Genomic DNA, 22,230 nt, shown 5'->3' on the forward strand with positions numbered 1-22,230 from the left:
TGTCCACCTCCCTGTCCCCCCTGCCCGTGTCCGCCCATCTGCCCCACCGGCATTGCGACCGGGGCAACCGGCCCGACCGGGCCCATGGGCCCGATGGGTCCCCGTGGGCCCCAAGGCCCGCAGGGCATCCAGGGCGTTCCCGGCCCGCTTGGTCCGACCGGCCCGCAGGGCGTTCAGGGTCTGCAGGGCGTTCAGGGCCCCGTCGGCCCGACCGGTGCGACTGGCGCTGCCGGCGCCACCGGTGCCACCGGTGCGCAGGGTGCTCCGGGCGCTGCTGGCGCCGTAGGCCCGACTGGTGCAACCGGCGCCACCGGTGCCACCGGTGCGCAGGGTCTCCAGGGTGTGCAGGGCCCCATCGGCCCGGCCGGAGCGACTGGCGCGACCGGCGTGGCCGGTGCTGTGGGCGCGACCGGGGCAACCGGCCCGACTGGTGCGACTGGCGCGCAGGGCATCCAGGGCGTACAGGGCCCTGTCGGCCCGACCGGGGCAACCGGTGCGGCTGGTGCCGCCGGGGCGACTGGCGCGACCGGCGCTGCCGGCGCCACCGGGGCAACCGGTCCCACTGGCCCCACCGGGCCCACCGGCCCAACTGGCCCGGCTGTTCCGGCTGCCGCTGCGGTCGCCGATCTCCCGGTCGGCGCCACCACCGCAGACGTCGTCACCACGGTCAATAACCTGCTCGCTTCACTGCGTGCGGCTGGCCATCTCTCGGTCTGACCTGATCCAAAACGAAAGGCCCGCAGGGGGTTCCCCTGCGGGCCTTTTTCGCCTATTCGTCCCAGTCGTCATCCCAGTACTCGGCCTTCGGGCCGTACCAATCATATTCCTCGACGAGGCCCCAGTTCTGTTCCAGCATCCGTTTCGCGGCGGGCCGCTCCAGTGTAAAGCCGTAGATCGGGTGGCTCCTCTCCAGCTGTAAGTCCCAACTTACCAGCACATCGTAAAGCCCATCGTCCAGCCCGGCATCGAACAGGGGCTGCAACTCGGGCGCGGCAGTGTAGGAGAGCCGCGAAAAGTAGCCACAATCCACCTCAACCTGTGAATCCGGGGCGAGATAGCGTTCGACATTGTAGTGGGCGACCAAGCGCTCAACGTTCACGCAGCGCAGCAGGCAGACCCCGGCAATTAAAGCCACACAGACCCACTTGGCTGCCGGGAAGCGCTCATACAGGCAGCGCACCAGCAGCAGGATCAGGGATACCCCCACCACCAGCATGAACCAAAGGGTAAGCAGCCGTTTGAGGCTCAACCCATACGCCCTGACATAGAGCAGCATGCGCTGCACGGCGGACAGGAGGACCACTCCGTCCGAAAGGCAGAGCACCGCCAGCAGCGCCCGTACCAGACGGGGGATCCCGCCCTCCCGGCGGCGGCAGAGGATCAAAGCGAGCAGGACCACTGTAAAGACGATCCCTGAGGCAGCCGCCAGCTCGAAGAAGCCGCGCCGCGCATACTCGGCATAGGTCAGCCAATCGAGATTCAGGCGCTCCTCACCGCCGAAGAAGTAGCCCAGCTGCACCCCCACAAAGCTGAGCACCACCAAATCCAGCAGGATCAAAAAGGAAGAAACCAGCACCGGGTCGAGTACGCTCAGGCTTTTCGCCTTAGCAGGCTGCTTCTCCTCCTCGCGCAGGCCCAGCAGCAGAGCTGCCAGCCCCAGCCCCAGAAATGTGCCGAAGAGCAGATCGCCGAACAGGTTCACCGGCCGCAGGCCGATGGCCCGCTGGACAGCGTACAGCCCCTCGCCGAAGATGGGGTCCGCGAGCGCGAAGAGGATCAGCAGCACCGCCAGCACCGGCAGGGCCGCCAGCACGCCGAGCAGCGCCATCGCCAGGCGGCGGGACTTGTGCTTTTGTGTTTTGCGCAAGGTGTACAGCGGCAGGAAGAGGTGCTGCACCGGCTTGCCGATCAGCCAAAAGCAGGACTGGCTGACCGTTTCAAAGGAGAAGAGGCTGCTGATGGGCACCTTTCCCAGCACCAGCAGCTGCCCGGCCCAGAGTACCAGCATGGTGAGCACCGCAAGGAACATGGTGCTCGGGTTGTGGTGCAGCAGAAAGCTCAGCGCCAGCAGGCAGTTGGGGACCATCATCCACCGCACGGCGCGCGGGGCCTTTTCCCCCTCGCGGTGCAGGTACCAGAAGACGAGCAGGTAGCACAGCAGCGTGAAGACAGGTACCGACATCCCCAGGCCCCCGAACAGCATTGTCTCGCAGAAGATCACGCCCAGCAGCAGGCTCCCCAGGGTGCAGAGCATGGCCCGCTCGTTGGAGCACCGGCGGCGCAGCTCGGCCGTCTTGGCGTCCGCCCCGTCCGCATCGGTGCGGGGAGCTTCTTTGCTCAGGTAGTCGTTGCGGGGGAATGGCGGCTTTTGTCCCTGTGCGGCGGGCGGCAGCCCGCCGACTTCCTTCGGCTGTTGCGCCTGCGGCAGTTTTTTCTCCTGATCCATCCTTAATCCTCCTCACCGTACGGGCGGTATTCCAGCAGCTCCCCCGGCTGGCAGTCCAGCGCGCGGCAGAGCGCCTCGAGCGTCGAAAAGCGGATCGCCCGCGCGCGGTTGTTCTTTAGGATCGACAGGTTGGCGGGGGTGATCCCGACCCGCTCGGCCAGCTCGCTGGCGCTCATCTTGCGCCGGGCCATCATCACATCGATGTTGATTATGATCGGCATGTCGCTCCCCCTTTATATGGTCAGGTCGTTTTCCTGCTTAAAGCGCGCCGCCTGCAGGAAGACCTCGGCCAGGATGGCCGCCAGCGCCGCCAGGAAGAGGAAAACAATCCCCACCAGCACCACCAGCATCGAGGGCATCAGGATGGTCGCCAGCAGATAGACGGCCGCCACCGGCAGGCAGAGCAGGGCGATGCGGCGCATACGCTGCGCCGTGTCGCCGGTGAACGGGTCGCTCGCATTGATGTTGCGCAGTATCTGCTTGCCCTGCCACAGGATGAGCATCCCGCAGAGCCCCGAAACGTAGAGCACCACCAGCATGGTGACGTAGAGTGTCATCCCCGCGTGGCCCTTGAAGTTAAAATAGAACCGCAAAATCCAGGGCAGCCCCACGAGGAACAACCCGCCCGCAATCATCAGCAGCCCGCAAAAACGCTCCATTAGGCGGCACAAGCTGCCTTCCCCCAAAATTTTCAACAACACAATCCTTCCTTTCCCGGGAACGCCGCCAAAGAGACTCCAGGCCGCGCGTCCTTCCCTTTGATTGCTCACTGGCACTAAGATAACATGCTTTTTATCGTTTGTCAATAAATTTTATCTAATTTTCGATATTTTCTTTTTGTAAAACAAAAAGACAGCCCGCAGGCAAAATGCCTGCGGGCTGTCAAAGCACGCCCTCTGTCAGCAGCCCAGATAGAGCAGCAGGAGCCTTAGCGTGTTCTCCATTCCCTCATAGTGGGTGCGCTCCATCCCGTGGGAGGCGTGCACCCCCGAGCCGATCAGCCCGCCCTTGACGTCGTTGCCCGCGCTGCGCGCCGCGCCCACGTCCGAGCCGTACTTCGGATAGATGTCCACCGCAAACTGGAGGTTATGCTCCTGTGCCAGCCGGATCAGCCGGGTGGTCAGCTCATAGTCGTACGGGCCGTCCGAATCCTTGGCGCAGATCGAAACGTCATACTCGGTGCACCCCAGATCCAGCCCCACGCAGCCCATGTCCACCGCGATGAACTCCTCGATGTCCTCCGGAATATACGACGCCCCATGCCCGACCTCCTCGTAGATCGAGATGAATATCTTGGTGGTGTGCTGCGGGCGCAGGCCCTCCTCCTTCATGACCTTGAGCAGGGTCATCAGGATGGCGACGCTGGCCTTGTCGTCGATGAAGCGGGACTTCAGGAAGCCGCTTTCGGTAACGGTGGTCTTGGGGTCGAAGAAAATATAGTCCCCGGCCATGATGCCGAGCTTCCCGACGTCCTCCTTGCACTTGACCTTTTCGTCCAGGCGGATCATCATGTTCTCCTCATCCCGCACCCTCGTCGAGCTGTCGAGGAATACGTGCGCCGCGGGCGACTCGCTGAGAATGGTGCCGGTGTAGGTGCACCCGCCGCGGGTGCGGATTTTGCAGTACTCCCCATCCAGGGTCGGCAGGATCGGCCCGCCCACAACGGTGAACTTGAGCTCCCCCTTGTCGGTGATCGAGCGCACCATCGCCCCCAGGGTATCGACATGCGCCGAGAGCCCGACGACCTTCCCACTGTCCTTCCCCTCGACGGTGATCACCCCGCAGCCCTTGTTGGTGCGCGCGAAGGGGAAGCCGTTCTCTTTGGCGATCCCCTCGATCAGGCCGATCACCTCGTCACAGTAGCCGCTCGGGCTGTCGGTGAGCAGGATTTTTTGCACCGTGTCAAACAGATAGTCCTTATAAGCCGAAAGTTCCATACGAATCGCTCCCCGTTTTGATTGATAAGACCAGTATACTCCAACCCCGCCTTGACGTAAAGTGCAAAGCTGTCGCGGCGGGAGGCGAAACCACTCCCTTTGAGACGGCTTTTGTCACCGGGACGACAATAAAACAAAAGACCACCGGAAAGCCTTTCCAAGTGGTCCTTTTGCTTCCTGTCCTTCAAGCCCTTTTCCAGAGCAGCAGGTTGTCCTGCACCTCGGTCACGACCCGCCCCTCGTCGTAGAGATAGGAAAGATAGGAACGCACCGTGCTCCCGGCCAGGACGTATTGGCTCCAGTCGAGCCGCAGCTTAAAGTGGTCGAACACCCCTTTGAGCACCTGCTCAAATACGAGCGGCTCTCCGCAAAGCGACTCGATGAGCCCCAGCAGCTCATGCACCTTCTCCCGGTTCCTTTGCACCGCCGGGCGGATGTCCTCCACCGCCTGCATGTGCGCGGGGATGAAGAGCTTGCCTTCCAGCTGCTCGACGCGCTCCAGCGTCTCGAGATAGGCGCGCACGTCGTAGATGAAGGAGACGTGGTATTTACAGAGCGTCTCCTCCCCCACCAGGCAGTCGGCCAGGAACCATACGTCGTCCGGCGTGCGCAGGCCGATCATCTCAAAAAAATGCCCCGGCAGCTCCATGAGCTCCATCCCCGCCGGAAGGTCCTCCGGCGTGATGACCTGCGGCTCGCTCGGCTGCGCCATAAGGAACTTGTTTTTCAGCTCCTTGCAGGGATACCCTCCGTAGAGGAAGGACGGCTCGAGCAGCGGGTAGCGGGTGAAGGCGTTCTCCAGCCCGGTGCCGAGGACCTTGCAGTGGTAGCGCTCCTGCAGGAAGCGGTTCCCGCCGATGTGGTCGGCGTTCGAATGGGAGTTGATGATCGCGCGCAGCTCCCAGCCATTTTGCTCCAGCAGCTTTTTGACCTTGCGCCCAGCGTCCTTGTCGTTCCCGCTGTCGATCAGATATACGTCCCGCTCCCCCTCCAGGTAAAGCCCGATCTTGGCGGGGCTGTTGATGTAATAGGTGCGCTCCCCGGCCTGCACCAATTCATACATATTGTATACTTCCTTTCGTTTCAGGAATTCATTTTACATTTGGTATATCTGCCCCATCCTCGCCCGGCCGGCCGACCGGGGCGCCGAAGGCCATTTTCTCGAACGCCTCGGGCGGCAGAGGCTTCGAGACGATATACCCCTGCAGCGCGTCGCACTTCACGCGGCGCAGGAATTCCAGCTGCGAAGCGGTCTCGACCCCCTCGCAGACCGAGCGCACCCCCAGCTTCTTGGTCAGCTCGATCACCGACTCGATCACCCGCTGTTCCCGCTCGCTCTCCCCACCAAGGCCGCTGAAGAACTCGCGGTCCAGCTTGATCGCGTCCACCGACACGTCCTTGAGCATATTCAGCGAGGAATACCCGCTGCCGAAGTCGTCCAGCGAGCAGCAAAAGCCGATCGCATGGATCTCGTCGATCATCTCCTGCAGCCGGTCCATGCTTTCAAAGGCCAGCGACTCGGTCAGCTCGATCTCCAACAGCTCGGGCGGCACGTCGAAGCGCTGCTGGATGGATTGATACTTGCGCAAAAAATCCGGATCCCGCAGGTGAAGCTGGGAGAGGTTGACCGACACCGGGACCGGCTTCACCCCGCAGTCGATCCACCGGCGCAGCAGGCGGCAGACCTCCTCGAAGACGTAGAGGTCCAGCTGCACGATGAAGCCGTTGCGCTCGAAAAATGGAATGAACTCGGAGGGCGGCAGCAACCCCCGCTCGGGGTCCTGCCAGCGCACCAGCGCCTCGGCCCCCACGATGGCGTCGTGCTCCAGCTCGACCTTGGGCTGCAAGTAGACCACGAACTCGCGGTTATCCAAAGCGCTGCCCATCCGGTTTTCCAGCTCCTTCTCCCGCAGCATCCGCCTGCGCTCGAGGTCGCTGTAGAACACGCAGGAGTACATCTGTCCCACCCGGGACTCCTTGCCGAATTTGCGCGCCACGTTCGCCCGGTCCTGGATATAGACCATGGGCAGCTGCGGATCGTCGATCAGGTAGGCACCCGCCGTGATGGGCAGGTAGTATTTCTGTTCGAGCTTTTCGTTATACCGATTGACCGTCCGGGCGATCCCGCGCACAAGCCGCAGGGTCTCCTCCTGGCTCTTTTTGTACACCAGCAGGTTGAAATGGTCGGCGCTCGTGCGGGAAAGGTACTCGCCGGGGCCGAGGCTGCCCTTGATGACTTCGTGGACATATTTCAATGTGCGGTCCCCCTCGGCGCTGCCGAAGGCGTCGTTGATCAGTTTAAACTTCTGCAGATCGAGCGAAACCAGCGTATAGCTGCCGGGCGGGGCCGCGCGCACCGCCTTGGAGCCCTCCATCTCGAACCGGGTACGGCTGAAGCCGCCGGTCACCGGGTCCACAAAGGCAAGCCTCTGCAGCTGCTCGCTGCCGCGCTTGTTTAAAATCAGGATCATCCCGATCAGCAGGAGGAAGAGCAGGACGATCACGCCCACCATCAGCCACGCCTGCTTCATCTGGCTGCGCGCGACTTGCTGCGGCACCACCGAGAGCAGGTACCAGTCGGAGTGCTGCAGGGCATGGTAATTGAGCACCCTGGCCATCCCGTCGTCCAGCGTGTAATAGAGCATGCCGTTTTGCTTTTCGAGGATGTCCCGCTTCATCTGCCCGAGCGAGCTGCCCCGGCCGAGCTCGCCGCGCCGCTCGATCAGGTCGAAGAAGTTCTCCTCCCCGCCCGCCGCGTTCTTCTGCGTCGAGCCCACCACGATATTCCCCTCGGAATCGATGACCTGGAAATACCCTTCTCCGCCGAAGCTGCCGATGTCCACCACCCTGCGCATGTGCTCCTGGGGCACCCATCCGGCCACCGCCCCGACTATGCTGTTTTCTTGCAGCAGGGGCACCGCATAAACGACCCCCTTGTTCCCGGTGCGCGGGTCCTCGATCAGGTTGCTCACCTGTGTCTGTCCTTCCAGGGCCGCCTGTACCGAGGAGATTCCCGAGAGGTCGTATTCCCGGCCCTCGGGGCTTGCCATCCTGCCCGCGGCGTCCAGCACCGCGATCCCGGAAAAGTTGCTCTGCCCGGCGCGCTTTTGCAAAATGTCCTCCCTGTCCTCGTCCCGGAGCTGAAAATAGACGTCGGCCAGCGACTCCAGCACCGAGAAGTTCGACTCGGTGCGGTAGTCCGCCAGGGAGGTGAGGAAGGTGGCGGTCTCCTCGAGCGTGCGGTTGGTCTGACGGGACATGCTTCGCCCCAGCTGCGCCACGAACCAGACGCAGACCACGAGCAGGGCGGACGCAATGGCGGCAAGGCAGAGCTTTAGCGCTCTGCCTGTATTTTCGGCCGGTCTGCTTCGCTCCATGGTCCGTCCTCCGTTTAAATAAATATAAGCCCGCTAGCAGCCGCCGGCGCGGCTACCCGATGGCGAAGTCCTCCGACTTGAAGTTGCTGTAATACCGCCCCGCGCTGGCCGTGAAGCGCAGCACGCAGTAATCGGGGTCGTTTACGCCCTCAGGATAGTACATCGTGTCCCCCTCCCGCCAGATCAGCGCCTTTGCGGCAGAGTCCTCCAGCACCTCGACGCTCCCTTTGAGCATGACCCCGCGGAAGAACCGCCTGTCGCAGAAGTAGAGGCAGGCGCGGGGATTTTCCCGAAACTGCGCCACCCGCCGCGAGGAGGTGTTGGTGGTCAGGTAGAAGGTTTTGATCCCCTCGCGCACGCGCGGGGCGAGCATGGCCTTGACGTTGGGGAACCCCTCCCCGTCCACCGAGCCGAGGTAGGCGGTGCTCTGCTTGTCGATCAGGTTGCCGATGGTGGACACTGGGTCACGCATCATCCAAATCCCCTCTTTCTTTATCATTCCTGCCGCAGGCGGCAAAACTCCCCCAGAATTTTGACGCTCGCCGAGGAGCCGATCCGCTCGGCCCCGGCCTCGATCATCTGAAGCGCCGAATCAAGCGTGCGGATCCCGCCCGCCGCCTTGACCTTAATTTTGTCCCCGACCTGCCGCTTCATCAGCCGCACGTCGTCGAGCGTCGCCCCGCCGCTGCCGAAGCCGGTCGAGGTCTTGACAAAATCCGGCCCCACCGCCAGGGCGATCTCGCACATCGCGCACTTTTCGTCCCCGGTGAGGTAGCAGTTTTCAAAGATCACCTTGCAGACCGCCCCCTGCTCCCGGCAGACGGCGACGAGCGCCGCCATCTCCCGCTCGAGGTAGGCGTAGTCCTTCGATTTAAGCGCGGTGATGTTGATGACGTAGTCGATCTCCTGCGCGCCGTTTTCGATCGACTTCCCGGCGGAGAAGACCTTCTCCTCGATGGTGTTCTGCCCGAGCGGGAAGCCGACGGCGGCCCCCACATGCACCCCGCTGCCGTGCAGCAGCCGGCTGCAAAGCGGCACCTGGACCGGATTGATTGCCACCATTTTAAAGCGGTTCTCGAGGCTCTCGCGGCAGAGGGCTTCGATATCCGCCTCGGTGGCGCTGGCCGCAAGCTGGGTGTGGTCGAAATACTGTGCCAGGGACTCGCGCGTCAGGGTGTGCAGCAGCTCGCTCATGGATGGGCCTCCGTTTCATGATGGATTCTGCCACCATTATATCCCTCCCGGCCGCTCTTGGCAAATGGATTTTGCCCGAAAGCAAAACGGGGTGCGGCGACCATCGGTCGCCGCACCCCGTTTTAATTATTTCAGCCCGCCGCCCCGCTGCGCTCCCCCGCACGAAGCAGCCCCGCCCGGAGGGCCGACCCGCGCGGCTTCGCCCCCGAGGGGAAGCGCCGGGAGAGGTACCACTCGCAGAGCACCAGCGAGCACAGGGTGGCCGCCGGCGCGGCGAAGCCGATCTTGAACATCGACGGGTGCGCCCCGTGGCTGAACAGGTAGGAAAGCGGGATGCGCACCAGGAAGGTCGCCGCCAGGCTGTGGATCAGCGGGAAGACGGGCCGGCCGCCGCCGCTGAAGAAAGCGTTCATGCAGAAGACGAAGCAGACCAGCACGCAGTCCGGGCTATAGGAGCGCAGGTACCACGCGCCGCTCTCGATTACCGCCGGGTCCTTGGTGAAGAGCCCGATCAGCCCGGGGGCGTTAAGCTGCGCAGCCGCAAAGCAGCATAGGCCGAAGAAGAGCGAGAGCCCCACGGCCATGTTGAGGCAGCGCCGCGCGCGCTCCATCAGGCCCGCGCCCTTGTGCTGGGCGGTCATGGCCGAGAGGGCCGCAGCAAAGGCGGTGGTGGGCAGCATGCTGAACGCGATCAGCTTCTCGGTGATCCCCACCGAGGCCGAGGCGACGAGGCCCATCCCGTTGATGATGGCGGTGATGATCAAAAACGAGACGTTGACCAGCCCCTCCTGCAGCGCGATGGGCAGTCCGGCCATGAGGATCCCCTTGGCCGCGTAGAGCTTGAAGCAGGGCTCATGCTGCCGGTAGCGGGAAAAGAAGCCCCTCAGAAGCAGGTAGAGCGCCGCCAGCAGCAGGCTCGCCGCCTGGGCGATCACGGTCGAGACCGCCGCACCCGGCGCCCCCAGGCGCATGACCCCCACGAACAGCAGGTCGGTCGAGACGTTGATCACGCAGGCCACCGCGATCAGGATCAGCGGAGTGCGCGAATCCCCCAGCCCGCGCAGCACCCCGCTGATGACGTTGTAGCCCACGATGAAGAGGATCCCGCACGCGCAGATGAAGAGGTATTCCTTGGTGGTGCGCACCGCCTCCCGCGGCACACGCATCCACCGGCAGATCGGGCCGAGCAGCGCGATGGTCCCGCCGCTCATCAGCAGCGAGAGCGCCCCGAAGACCAGCACCCCGGTCTTGATGGCGTGGGCTACGTCCCGGCTGCGGCGCGCGCCGTAATACTGGCCGATGAGCACGGTGCCGCCGCTGGTCAGCCCGATCGAGAGCCCGGTGATGGTCTGCATGATCTGCCCCCCGGTGGCGACCGCCGAGACCCCCACCGAATCCGAGAAGCGCCCGACCATGAACAGGTCGGACGCCCCGTAGCAGGCCTGCAGGATGTTGGAGAGCAAAAACGGCAATGAAAAGCGCACCAGGGTCCAAAAGGCATTCCCCTGCGTCAGGCGCGTCTGCCCCGCCATGGCCTTCATCCCCCTCCCGGCAAAAAATAAGCTGTTTTATCTTTATGCCGCAGGGGAAAGGGTTATGTATCAGCGCAGCAGCACCCAGAGATTGAGCGCCAGCACCACCGCCGCAAGGCAGGCCACCGCGGCTGTCCAGAAGCGGTATTCCCGGTCCATCTTCGCCTTTTCATCTGCGCCGGGGGGCTCGGGCAGGGGCGCTTCCTCCCGCGCTGGCGCGGGGTACCGCTTGCGGCACGCCGCCCAGAGCAGCAGCCCCAGCGCGCACCACGCTATGCCCGCCAGCACGGCGCCCCGGTCCAGCTGGGTCATCAGCAGCAGGTAGATGGCGACGCTCACCGGCGCGCCCACCCGGATTCCCGGCGCGCGGTAGGGGCGCGCGAGGCGCGGCATACGCCGGCGCAGCCCGCAGGCGGAAAGGATCCCGATCACATAGTAGAGCAGGGTGGCAAAGAGGGAGAGCGAGGCGATGTAGGGGATCGAGTCGGTACTCACCAGCGCGATCATCAGCGCCCCCAGGACGAGGATCGCCGGGACGGGCGTCTGCCGGCGCGGATGGAGCTTGCCGAAGAAGGCGGGCAGAGCGCCGTCGCGCGCCATGGTGTAGAGGTAGCGCGCCGGGGCGCTGACGCTCGCGTTGAGGGTGGAGAAATCCCCGCCGAAGGCGATCCCGGCGCAGAGCAGCACCAGCGGCAGCCCCGCCACCCCCGCCAGGCGCATCCCCTCGGCGTAGGGCGCCGCCGCCTCGGCCAGGGCATGCAAATTCCCCGACGGCACCAGGCAGAGCAGCGCCCACTGGAACAGCCCGTTGACCGCAAAGACCAGAAAGGGGGCCAGGAAGAGAGCCCTCGGCAGGTTGATCTGCGGATGGCGGATTTCCTCCCCCATCGCGCAGCAGGTCTCGAACCCGGCGAAGCACCACCAGATTAAGGCCACGCACCCGAGAAAGCCACCCGGGGTCAGATAGCGCGCCTCCACCGCGAACGAGGCCGTGAAATGCATGCTCGGCAAAGAGGAGAGGATCCAGACGGCGGCCACCCCCCAGAAGAAGAAAAGAAAACCGTTTTGCAGCCGCCCGGTCAGCTCGACCCCGCACAGCGCCAGCACCAAAAAGGCGGCCAGCGCGAGGCAGGCGAGCGCCCGATCGCTCAGCGGCAGCGCGATCCCCAGCGCCCCAAGCAGGGTGCGCAGATAGAAGCTGAAGGCCAGCGCCTCGCCGCTGGCCACCGACACCATCGAGATGATGAAGTTCCATCCCGCGAGCATCCCCATCGGGCGGCCAAGCCCCAGCGAGGCGTATTGATAGGTCCCGCCCGCAAAGGGGAGCGAGGCGCCCATCTCGGCGTAGAGCAGGGACGGATAGACGCTCACCGCCAGCGCCGCCAATGTCGCCAGGATCACGGCGGGGCCGAGCATCCCCACCACGTTGGCCCCCACCGTGAACAACCCGACCCCGATCACCGTGCCCACGGTGATGGTGATGGTCTCCCGCAGCCCCAGGCAGCGCCTGAGCCCGGCCTGCGGCGACGGGCCGTCTTTGTGTTCGTTTTGCATGTCGGACACCCCCAATGATTTCTCATCATCCTATGCCAAAACGGGAAAAAAGGGTTCCGACGGCAAGAAATTGCCCGTCTTTCCGGCCCGGCGCAAAAAAGCGGCCGCAAGGACAATCCTTGCGGCCGCTTTAAAACTGGAGGGAGCGTTTTCGCTCCTAGGTGATTTTGATCTGCTCGGGCCCCCCGGCGCGAAAGCGGGTGATATAGCGAAACCCCGCCCCCTTTGCCAGCTCCAGCGCCTCGGGAATCCGGTTGCCGAGCTCCCAGGCGCTGTGCGCGTCCGAGCCGGCGCTCAGCAGCTCGCCGCCGAGCTCGCGGTAGCGGGTCAGCACATCCAGCCCCCAGGGGTGCTCCCGCCAGGCGGAGGTGTTGACCTCCAGCGCCTGGCCGTGGGTGATCAGGTGTTTAAAAATTGCGTCAAAGGCGTCGGGCGCGTCCCGGTAGCGGACCGCCCGGTCCTCCCAGGGGGCGTGCTTGCAGACGAAGTCGTAGTGCCCGAGCACCTGGAAGTAGGGGCAGGTGCCGAGGAGCTTCGCCGTCTGCTCGAGGTAGCAGCGCACCACCTCCCGCTTCCCGCCGCGGCTGTAAAACTGCGGGACGTAGGCCCCCACCCCGCCGACCGAATGGACCGAGCCGATGACGTAGTCGAGCTCCATCCCCTCGATCAGCGCCCGGGAGCGGGCGGAGGTACCGCTATCCTCCAGGCTCACCTCGGCCCCGCGCAGCACGGTGAGCCCCTTCCCTTCGGGAGAGAATTCCTCCACCGCCCGTTTACAGCGGGTGAAGTCGGCGGGCGCCTTCCCCTCGGCGACCCCCGCGCGGTCGAGATCGACATGCTCGGTGAAGCCAAGGGTGCCAATGCCGCGCGCGAGCGCCGCCTCCATCATCGCCAGCGGCGGATCGTCGGCGTCATAGGAGCAGTCTGAATGGGTATGTAAATCCAGCATGAGCGGCCCTCCCCGTCAAAGTATCGTTTACATGGTGATTTCTTTTCCGTTGCTCAGGCGGTTGAAAATCAGCAGTGAGGCGACCGTCAGCACCGTCAGCACGGTCGCCATGGCCGCGGCGATCCCGTAGTTGCCCCGGATGATCTGGGTGTATACCGCCACCGTCAGGGTCTGTGTTTTTCCGGTGTAGAGGATGATCGCCGTGGACAGCTCGCTGATCATGGTGACCCAGCTGAGGATCGCCCCCGCGAGGACGCCGGAGGCCATCATCGGCACCGTGATCCTGAAGAAGGTTTTGATCTTGCTGCTGCCCAGCGACAGGGCGGCCTCCTCGATGCTGATCGGGATCTGCTGCAAAATCGCCACCGACGAACGGGTGGTATAAGGCAGGCGCCGGATGATCAGCGCGATGACCATGATGGTCATGGTGCCGCTGAGCAGGATAGGCCGGGTGTTGAAGGCGGTGAGCATGGCGATACCGACCACCGTTCCGGGGATCACATAGGGGATCATCGAGATCACGTCCACCGTATTGGTGACGAGGTTGCGCCGGCGCACGGTGACATAGGCCATCAGCACGGCGATGAACACCACGCATGCGAGCGCCACCACCGGGATGATCAGGGTGTTGCGGATGCTGTTGCCAAGGCGGTCGACCATCTTCACGTAGCTGTCGAACGAGTATCCCTTGACAAAGGTGACCCCCTTGGTTTTGAGGAAGGAGGTATAGGTGACGTAGACCTGCGGCAGGATCGAAATCCCCACCACCAGGTAGCAGATTGCGTGCACGATGATTTTTGCCGCGCCCTTGAGCTCCTTCTCCTCGATCGGGTGGAGGGAATTCATGGAAAAGGCCTTTTTTGTCCCGACATACTTCTGGATCAGGAATACGACGGTGGTGATGGCCAGCGCGATGATCGCGATGGCCGAGGCGAAGCCCTTGTTTTTGGAGACCTCGCCGATGAATTCGCTGTAAAGGATGACCGGGAAGGTGCGGTACCCCTCGCCGATGAGCATGGGCGTGCCGAAGTCGGAGAGCGCGCACATGAACACCATCAAAGCGGCGGCCAGCACGGTGGGCATGATGAGCGGCAGCACCACGGTAAAGAAACGCCTGAAGCCGGTGCGGCCCATGTTGGCGCTGGCCTCCATCAGGGAGTTGTCCACCTTGCGCAGCGCCCCCTGCACATACAGGAAGATGAGGCTGTAGAGCTGGGTGGTAAAGACCAGGAGAATCCCCCCAAAGCCGTAGATATCCGGCATTTGGATCCCCAGCAGGCCGCCAAAGAACTTGGTGATGACCCCGTTGCGCCCCAGCAGCAGGATCCAGGAATACGCGCCCACAAAGGGGGCGGACATCGAGGAGATGATGATCAGGATGCTCAGCAGCTTCTTTCCCTTGATCTTATAGACCGTCAGGAAATAGGCCAAGGGCACCCCGGCGAGCAGCGAGGTGGCCGTCGCCGCGATCGACACCTTGAAGGAATTGCTCAGCGTCGACGAGTAATAGGGCTTGGAGAAAAAGCGGATGAAATGCTCAAAGGAAAACCGGCCGGTTTCGGTGCTGGTAAAGGCCATCGCCGTCAGGTTGGCCAGCGGGAACAGCAGGAACAGGCCATAGAAGCCCAGCATCAGCAGCGTTATGCCGCCCCAGGCATCGAGGCGGAATTTGTTGTTGTTTTTCATGACGCTTCCCCCCTGAGGAGGTTGCGGCTGCCGTCCCCGGTGAACAGGTTGATCTTTTCCTTTTTGACCATGAGGTTCACCGCGGTCCCGGCGGGGATCAGCTCCTCCATCGTGGATTCCTGGATCAGCTCGATCTTCTCCCCGCCCGACAGGCGGATGATATAATGGGTATTGAGCCCCAGATAGATGCTGTCCAGCACCGTGCCGCGCAGCCCGGTTTCCCCGTCGGCGATGACGATCTCCTCCGGGCGCACCGATACCTTGAGCGGCTGGTCGCCGATCTTGTCCCACATGCCGTTTTGCAGCAGATACCCCTGGTCCAGCCGCAGCTTCCCGTCGCGGTATTCCCCCTCGAGCACATTGGTGCGCCCGATGAAGGTCGCGACAAAGAGGTTGCGGGGCCGCTGGTAGATGTCCTTGGGGGTGCCCAGATGCTGGATCACGCCGTCCTTCATCACCGCGATGGTGTCGCTGATGGACATGGCCTCCTCCTGGTCGTGGGTGACGTAGACGGTGGTGATCCCCACCTCCTTCTGGATGTCCCGGATGGCCTGGCGCATCTCCAGGCGCAGCTTGGCGTCCAGGTTGGAGAGCGGCTCGTCCATGAGCAGCACGTCCGGGCGGATCGCCAGCGCTCTCGCCAGCGCCACGCGCTGCTGCTGCCCGCCCGACAGGTTTTCAGGCAGCCGGTCGGCGTACTGGTCGATCTGCATGAGCTTTAAAAAGCGCTGTGCCTCGGCGGTCACCTGGGATTTTGGAATCTTGCGGTTTTTCAGCCCGAACTCCACGTTCTGGCGCACCGTCATGTGGGGGAAGATGGCATAGTTCTGGAACACCATGCCGATGTTGCGCCGGCTCGGGTCGATGTCGTTGATCCGCCGCTCGTTAAAGTAGAAGTCCCCGCCCTCGATCGAATTGAAGCCCGCGATCATCCGCAGCAGGGTGGTCTTCCCGCAGCCGGAGGGCCCCAGCAGGGTAAAGAGCTCCCCATCCCGGATGTCCAGGTTCAGCCCGGAGATCACCGTATTGCTCCCATATTTTTTTACCGCGTTGGATATTTTAATTTTACTCATCCTGCACACCTGCATTTCATATTGATGGGTCCCTTTAAAAGCGGCGAGGCTTTGGAGTGTTCCAAAGCCTCACCGTTTCCGAAAACCGAATCAGCCGGGGTATACATCCTGGAACACATCCATATACCGGTTGACAATCGTCTGGCTGTTGCCGTCGTAGAATTCCTTGTCCTCGTGCAGCACATTGATCTCCGACGCGGGCACGAAGTAGTCCGGATATTCGACGTCGTCGCGCGCCGGGCGGATCCCCAGCTCGGAGCAGAAGATGTTCTGCACCTCCTTGGTCATGATAAAATCCAAAAACAGCTTGCCGTTTTCCGGGTGCTTGCAGTTTTTGATCAGCCCCGAGGTGCTCGGGTCCACGCTGACCCCTTCCTTGGCGTAGACCACCTTGATGGGTGCGCCGTCCCGCACCAGGGTGATCCCCGCCTCCTCATAGGAGGTGCCGACCACCATCTCGCCGTCCGCGACGGCTTTCCAGACAGCGCCCGAGCCGGACTGGAGCTTCCCGTCGAGATTCTCAATAAACCTGGCGATGAAATCCCAGCCGGCCGCCTCATCCCCGCCGCCGATGCCCTCCAGCATGGAGACGATGTGGGCGTAGGCGTTGGAGGACACGGTCGGGTCTGCGAAAGCGATCTTGCCCTTGAGCGCGGGGTTGAGCAGGTCCTCGTAGCCGTTGATTTCGATGTCTCCGATCAGGTCGGTGTTCACCACGATGATGGTGGCGTCCACGTTGTGATTGGTGATATAGCCGGTGGTGTTTTTGCAGGTATCAATCAGTTCGCTGTCGTTTGAGGTTACATAATCCTCAAAGACGTCGCGGTACTGGCTGTAGGTGGAGGCTCCGCCGCCGAAGATGACGTCGGCATAGGGCGCTTCCTTCTCGGCATCGGCCCTCGCCACGATCTCGCCGGTATTTCCGGTGATCACTTCGCAGTCGATCCCATACTTTTCCGAGAAGAGCGGGACCACCGCGTTGATCTGCGCCTCGGTCGAAGGGGAGTAGATCACGAGCTTCTTTTCCGCATCCCCCACCGTACCGCTGTCCCCCTGTCCGCCCGCCTCGCTCGCCGGGGCTTGTGATCCGCTCTCCGGCTGCGATGAGGGCTCGGACGAGCCGCTCTTGCATCCGGCGGCCGAGGCCGCGATCATCGCGATGGAAAGCGCCAGCGCCAACCTTCTAAACCGTTTCATGAAGTCTCCTCCTTTGTTATCTGGATTTCTTGTCTTCATGATACCATCGCGGTATTTCGTTGAAAATACCAGAAAACTGTCTGTTTTGGAGAAAATTCTGCTCTATTTGATATATTTCAGGAATTCCCCCGCGCTGCATCCCAGATATTTGCGGAAGACGGTGTTAAAGTATTTATAGTCGTGGAAGCCGCATTCCTCCCCGATCTGCTGCACCCGCTTGCCGGAATGCAGCAGCAGCCCGATCGCCTTTTGGATCCGCAGGCGGTTGAGGTAATCGTTGAAGTTGATCCCCACCACCTCCTTGAATTTGCGGGTGAGGAAGGTATCGCTGTAGCAGAGCAGGCGCGCCAGGTCGCAGACGGTGATCTTTTCGGCATAGTGCCCCTCGACATATTCCAGCATGGCGCGCACCGCCTCGTTTTTGACCCGCGCGTCCCGCAGCTGGGCCAGCAGGTCCACCTGCCGCAGCTCGTCCTGCTTTGCTAGCGTCTGCCGGAACATGGCGGTGCGCTGCCGCTCGACCTTGGCCGATTCGATCGCCTCGCCCAGGCGCCCGAAGTCCACGGGCTTGAGCAGGTAGCTGCTCACCCCATAGCGCATGGCCGTCTGCGCGAATTCAAAATCCGCGTAGCCGCTGAGGATGATCGGCGCGTAGCCGCACTGCTCCTGGGTGCTTTCCAGCACCTGCAAGCCGCCGAGCACCGGCATGTTGATGTCCAGGATCACGATGTCCGGACGGTGCTCCAGGATTTTTTGCACCGCCTCCTCCCCGTCCCCGGCCTCGAGCGGCTCGCTGCAGTCGAGCGCCCGCCAGTTCATGGAATAGATCAGCCCCCGCCGGATGACATCCTCGTCCTCGGCGACCAGAAGCTTATAGCTCATTTGACTGCCACCCCTCCCCACACCTGATCTTCAGCGTCACCTGCGTGCCCGAGCCCCGCTCGCTTTGGATGCTGATCCCGCTTTCGGCGCCGTATTGCAGCTGCAGACGCCGGGCGATGTGGTGCAGTCCCTTGTGCTCGCCCCCGTCCTCCCCGAGCTGACGCCGCACCGCCTGCAACTGCTCCTCGTCCATCCCCCGTCCGTCGTCCGTCACCCGGAAATAGAGATACCCCTCCTCCACCCAGCCGCAGATCCCGATCCGGATTTCGCGCCGGGAGAGGAAGCCGTACTTCATGCTGTTTTCGATCACCGGCTGCAGCAGCAGCTTCGGGATTGGGTACCCAAGGCATTCGGGCGCGATCTCCATATGATAGCTCAGCCGATTTTGGAAGCGGTAGCAAAGGATTTCCAGGTAATCCCGCAGCATGTAAAAATCCTCCTCGGCGCGCACCAGATGCTGGCTGTCCCGAATGCTGTAGCGCAGCAGGCCGGTGAGCTTCAAAATAATCCGGTCGGCCGCCTGCGGGTCGAGCTTGATGGAGTAGCGGATGCTCTCCAGGGTGTTATACAAAAAGTGAGGGTTAAACTGCGCCTCCAGCTGGCGCATCTCCATCTCGGTGCTCTGGCGCAGCAGCTCCAGGTTGCGCGAAGAGAGCGCCTCGATGTTGTCCAGCATGGCGTTGATCTGGGCGGCGATGGCCTCGAACTCATCGTCGCTGCGCAGCTTGATGCGGTGGTCCACCCTCCCCTCCTTGATCACCGCGATCTCGTCGCGCAGCGCGGTGAGGGAGGCCGAGTTGATGTTCGCCACATTGGACGAGAAGCGCCGGCAGAGCGCGATGGTCAGCAGCAATATGCCCGCGATCACCACGCACCCGGTCATCAGGTAGCCCCCCGCCGGCGGGGAGTAGACGAAGGCGTAGACCGAGGCCTCCTCCCGCGGCAGCGTGCGCCCGTGGAGCCAGTAGCTTTGGCCCCCCAGGGTGATCCTCCTCCCCCGGACCGGCAAAAAGCGGTTCATCCCGTCCACCATCGAGCGGTTGGAGCTGGCGATCACCCGCCCGCCCTGGCCGGTGATCACGCTGGTGTAGTGGTTGCTGTTGAGCTGGCTGTTCCACTCCTGGCCGTCCAGGTAGAGCGCGGCCCCGCCCCGGTACGTCCCGTTCCCATCGTAGAGGCTCTCCACCAGCAGATAGCGGGAAAACTCCCCGCCGATGTAATAGACCGTGCGGTAGATTTCCCGGCTCCTGCCCTTTGCATGGTCCACCTGCACGATCTCATCGAAGTAGAGCAGATGCCGCGTGCGCTCCCGCTCGGAAAAGGTGGTAAAGCGCACCTTCCCCGCGGCGTCGCGCAGGATCAGGTCGGCCCCGACCGGGATGTCCCGCAGCGCATCGTGGAAGAGGTAGGACAGGTGGTTTTCACTGATCGTCCCATCGAGGAAGTCCAGCATGGTCCGCTGCTGGTCCCCGTCCCGAAGATAGCCCTCGTATCCGCCCACCACCCGGTTAAAGGACGCCTCGAGCTGCGCGCTGTAGCGGTAGGACAGGTAGGAGTTGTAAAAGCCGGTGTAGGCGATCAGGGTCGCGAAGAAGCCGGTAAAGCAGATGAAAACTGTCAATATGCCGTATTGGGTGATCTGCCGGTTGAGCTTTTTCTGGTAGCGGCTGGAGACCATGGCGCTCCCCTCCTCAGGTCGTGTTGGCGAGACTGCAATATTAATGTCATTATATCATCTATTTTTTCCCCTGTCCCGACCCTTTGGCAAAATCCGCCCCCCGCCAAAGAAAGCAAAGCGCCGCAGAAAGCCTTCTGCGGCGCTTTGCGTCCTGTCCTTCGGCCCTGTCAGCCGATATACTGCTCGAGCACCCGGGCGATCTGCCCGAGATCGAGCGGCTTTGGCAGATGGTCGTTCATCCCCGCCGCCTTGCTCTGCTCCACATCCTCGGCAAAGACGTTGGCCGTCATCGCCACGATTGGTACCGCCTTTGCATCCTTGCGCTGCAGCCCGCGGATCCGCACGCTCGCTTCGATCCCGCCCATGATCGGCATCTGCAGGTCCATAAAGACCAGGTCGTAATACCCCTCGGAGGAGGCGCTAAAGCGTTCCACCGCCTCGAGCCCGTTGGCGGCCGTCTCCACCGCGGCGCCGGTCCCCGAGAGGATTTCAGTGGCGATCTCCCGGTTGAGGTCGTTGTCCTCCACCAGCAGCAGCCGCTTGCCGGCATAGGAGCGCGCCGGCTCCGCCGGCGTGACGGCCGCCGGGGCCGCCTCGCCCAGGACGTACCGCTTGAAGGCGTAGACGAGGTTGGACTTGAGCATGGGCTTCCCCACGAAGCCGTTGATCCCCGCCGCCCGCGCCTCGGCCTCATAATCGGTCCAGTCGTAGGCGGAAAGCAGGATGATGGGCACCCCGGCCCCCACTTCGGCGCGAATTTGGCGGGCGGTCTCGATCCCGTCCATGCCCGGCATCTTCATGTCGATGAGGATGGCGAAGAAGTCCTCCCCCGCCCGGTGGGCCTCGCTCACCCGCTTGACGGCCTCGCCGCCGCTGAGGACCCACCGGCCGTCAAGGCCCATCTCGTCGAGCCGCTCGCAGGTGGTCTCGCAGGCGATCCTGTCGTCGTCCACCACCAGCACCGGCCGGGAATCCGGCATCTCAAAGTCCTCCGACTCCTCCCCCTGCAGCTGCAGGCAGACGCTCACAGTAAAGGCGGAGCCCTTGCCGTAGGCGCTCTCCACCTCGATCTCCCCGCCCATCATGCGCACGATGTTCTGGCTGATGGCCATCCCCAGCCCCGTCCCCTGGATGGTGTGCACCGTCTCGTCGTCGGCGCGCTCAAAGGGGGTGAAGAGCTTCTCCAAAAACTGCGGGGTCATGCCGTAGCCGTTGTCCCGGAAGATGAATTCATAGCGCCCGTACCCCTCCCGCTGGCAGGGCGTCTCGCGCATCTCCAGCACGATGCTGCCCCGGTCCGGAGTATACTTGATGGAGTTGGAGAGGACGTTTAAAAAGACCTGCTCCAGGCGGTTGGGGTCCCCGACGACCCGCTCGTGCCGGATCCCGTAGTCGTGGATGTCGAAGGAATGCCCCTTCTCCAAAATCGAGGGCTGGGTGATGGTCACGATGTTCTGGATGACGTCCCCCAGGGCGAATTCCTCCTGCGCCATGGTGATCCGCCCGCTCTCGATCTTGGACATGTCGAGCACCTCGTTGATCAGGCTGAGCAGGAGCTTGGCGGACACGTCGATCTTCGCCAGGCAGTCGAGCACGCGCTCCTTGTCGTCGATGTGGGAGGCCGCGATGGCCGACATCCCCATGACGGCGTTCATCGGGGTGCGGATGTCGTGGCTCATCCGGGAGAGGAAATCGGATTTTGCCCGGTTGGCTTTCTTGGCCGCCTCGAGCGCCTCGTGCAGCAGCCGCGAGCGCTCCTCGAGCTGGCGCTGCAGCTCGCGCTGCTCGGTGATGTCGGTGATGTCGATGTAGATCACCAGGTAGACCGGGTCCCCGCCTATGTGGTCGATGCATTCGCCGTTGACCTGCAGCCAGACGTTGCCGCCGCCGTGGTCCACCGCCTGCAGGGTAAAGTGGACGTGCTTGCCCTCCCGCATGAGCGGCAGGTTCTGGACATAGGTCGTGCGGTTCTGGACCGTGTCCAGGTTGGACAGGCCGCAGGCCGGACCGCACTGGCCCTCGCAGCCGAAAAAGGCGCGGAAGCGGTCGTTGGCGTCCAGCAGGTGCAGGCCGTCCCCCCGGAGGCAAAACTTGGCCACGAACCCGGGGATGTTGTCGTAGGTGACGGACTGCTCCTTTTGCATCCGCACCAGGTCGTCGATGTTCGTCATGACGGTATAGGCCACCTGGTACCCGTCCACATATTCATCCGAGAAGGCGGCGGAAAACTTCACCCAGATGTACTCGCCGTTCCTGCGGCGCAAAGGGGTGACCAGGTTGTAGCCGCTGCGCCCGTTCATCAGCGAGTCCGTGACCATATCCGTCAGGCGCTTCCATTCGGCCTGGTCGTTCCTGTAGTATAAGTCGCAGTGGTTGTGGAAGGTCTCCTCATATTCCTCCCGGGGCCAGCCGATGAGCTGGTAATAAAAATCGTTGGCCCAGATCACCGTAAAGTGCTCGTCCAGCAGATGCTTGCTCACGCTGACCCCCAGCAGGCGCATGAGGGTGTTGTATTCATAGTCCGCAGCGAGCGCCATCGCGGGCCGTTCCATGGGTTTTTCCTCCGGCATCGTTGCCATCCTGTTCTCCTCCCGATCTTAGAGCCCGCATGCTGAAAGCGGCCCGCCCGGGGCCGCTCCCTGAAGTTTTCACTTTGTTCATGTAGGTAACTTTAGTTAGATTTTATCAAAGTTGCCGCCGCATTGCAAGGGCTGGCTCAAAATGT

At 62.9% G+C, this 22,230-nt stretch carries 17 protein-coding genes; all 17 read right to left on the reverse strand.

Annotation, left to right across the window (positions count from 1 at the left end; genetic code table 11):
- Positions 1–769: 769 nt before the first annotated feature.
- The gene (locus tag EDD78_RS06360) at positions 770–2,446 is read right to left on the reverse strand and encodes a DUF4153 domain-containing protein (protein ID WP_132084365.1); all 1,677 of its coding nucleotides are present in this window, start codon (positions 2,444–2,446) and stop codon (positions 770–772) included.
- A 2-nt stretch (positions 2,447–2,448) separates the two neighbouring features.
- On the reverse strand, positions 2,449–2,667 hold the full coding sequence (locus EDD78_RS06365; protein WP_079698270.1) for a helix-turn-helix domain-containing protein: 219 nt from the start codon (positions 2,665–2,667) through the stop codon (positions 2,449–2,451).
- A gap of 12 nt (positions 2,668–2,679) precedes the next feature.
- Positions 2,680–3,117, reverse strand: coding sequence for a DUF2975 domain-containing protein (locus tag EDD78_RS06370; protein WP_132084366.1), 438 nt, complete (start codon positions 3,115–3,117; stop codon positions 2,680–2,682).
- 228 nt (positions 3,118–3,345) lie between these two features.
- Complete coding sequence (locus EDD78_RS06375) at positions 3,346–4,383, reverse strand: M42 family metallopeptidase (RefSeq protein WP_079698268.1); 1,038 nt, start codon at positions 4,381–4,383, stop codon at positions 3,346–3,348.
- Positions 4,384–4,567: 184 nt separating this feature from the next.
- Complete coding sequence (locus tag EDD78_RS06380) at positions 4,568–5,446, reverse strand: MBL fold metallo-hydrolase (protein ID WP_079698267.1); 879 nt, start codon at positions 5,444–5,446, stop codon at positions 4,568–4,570.
- A gap of 28 nt (positions 5,447–5,474) precedes the next feature.
- Positions 5,475–7,760 (reverse strand): putative bifunctional diguanylate cyclase/phosphodiesterase, encoded by a 2,286-nt coding sequence (locus EDD78_RS06385; protein ID WP_079698266.1) that lies wholly within the window; start codon positions 7,758–7,760, stop codon positions 5,475–5,477.
- A gap of 52 nt (positions 7,761–7,812) precedes the next feature.
- Positions 7,813–8,235 carry a pyridoxamine 5'-phosphate oxidase family protein gene (locus EDD78_RS06390; RefSeq protein WP_187138715.1) on the reverse strand — a complete coding sequence of 141 codons (423 nt, stop codon included), beginning with the start codon at positions 8,233–8,235 and terminating at the stop codon, positions 7,813–7,815.
- Between the two features lie 20 nt (positions 8,236–8,255).
- Positions 8,256–8,954: a deoxyribose-phosphate aldolase gene (gene deoC / locus EDD78_RS06395; protein WP_132084367.1), complete on the reverse strand. Its 699-nt coding sequence runs from the start codon at positions 8,952–8,954 to the stop codon at positions 8,256–8,258.
- Positions 8,955–9,085: 131 nt separating this feature from the next.
- On the reverse strand, positions 9,086–10,486 hold the full coding sequence (locus EDD78_RS06400; protein ID WP_117507728.1) for an MATE family efflux transporter: 1,401 nt from the start codon (positions 10,484–10,486) through the stop codon (positions 9,086–9,088).
- Between the two features lie 69 nt (positions 10,487–10,555).
- Entirely contained in the window at positions 10,556–12,040 is a 1,485-nt protein-coding gene (locus EDD78_RS06405) for an APC family permease (protein WP_132084368.1), read from the reverse strand.
- 157 nt (positions 12,041–12,197) lie between these two features.
- On the reverse strand, positions 12,198–12,989 hold the full coding sequence (locus tag EDD78_RS06410; protein ID WP_079698264.1) for a histidinol-phosphatase HisJ family protein: 792 nt from the start codon (positions 12,987–12,989) through the stop codon (positions 12,198–12,200).
- Between the two features lie 27 nt (positions 12,990–13,016).
- Positions 13,017–14,675 (reverse strand): ABC transporter permease, encoded by a 1,659-nt coding sequence (locus tag EDD78_RS06415; RefSeq protein WP_132084369.1) that lies wholly within the window; start codon positions 14,673–14,675, stop codon positions 13,017–13,019.
- Positions 14,672–15,748, reverse strand: a complete 1,077-nt coding sequence (locus EDD78_RS06420) for an ABC transporter ATP-binding protein (RefSeq protein WP_132084370.1) — start codon at positions 15,746–15,748, stop codon at positions 14,672–14,674. The genes EDD78_RS06415 and EDD78_RS06420 overlap by 4 nt, the downstream gene beginning before the upstream one ends.
- Positions 15,749–15,838: 90 nt before the next feature.
- On the reverse strand, positions 15,839–16,945 hold the full coding sequence (locus EDD78_RS06425) for an extracellular solute-binding protein (RefSeq protein WP_165873129.1): 1,107 nt from the start codon (positions 16,943–16,945) through the stop codon (positions 15,839–15,841).
- A 102-nt stretch (positions 16,946–17,047) separates the two neighbouring features.
- Complete coding sequence (locus EDD78_RS06430; protein WP_079698261.1) at positions 17,048–17,827, reverse strand: response regulator transcription factor; 780 nt, start codon at positions 17,825–17,827, stop codon at positions 17,048–17,050.
- Positions 17,817–19,505, reverse strand: a complete 1,689-nt coding sequence (locus tag EDD78_RS06435; RefSeq protein ID WP_132084372.1) for a sensor histidine kinase — start codon at positions 19,503–19,505, stop codon at positions 17,817–17,819. The genes EDD78_RS06430 and EDD78_RS06435 overlap by 11 nt, the downstream gene beginning before the upstream one ends.
- A 167-nt stretch (positions 19,506–19,672) precedes the next feature.
- Positions 19,673–22,084: a PAS domain-containing hybrid sensor histidine kinase/response regulator gene (locus tag EDD78_RS06440; protein WP_207668656.1), complete on the reverse strand. Its 2,412-nt coding sequence runs from the start codon at positions 22,082–22,084 to the stop codon at positions 19,673–19,675.
- Positions 22,085–22,230 lie beyond the last annotated feature (146 nt).

It is taken from the genome of Harryflintia acetispora (assembly GCA_004340125.1).
Classification (GTDB): domain Bacteria; phylum Bacillota; class Clostridia; order Oscillospirales; family Ruminococcaceae; genus Harryflintia; species Harryflintia acetispora.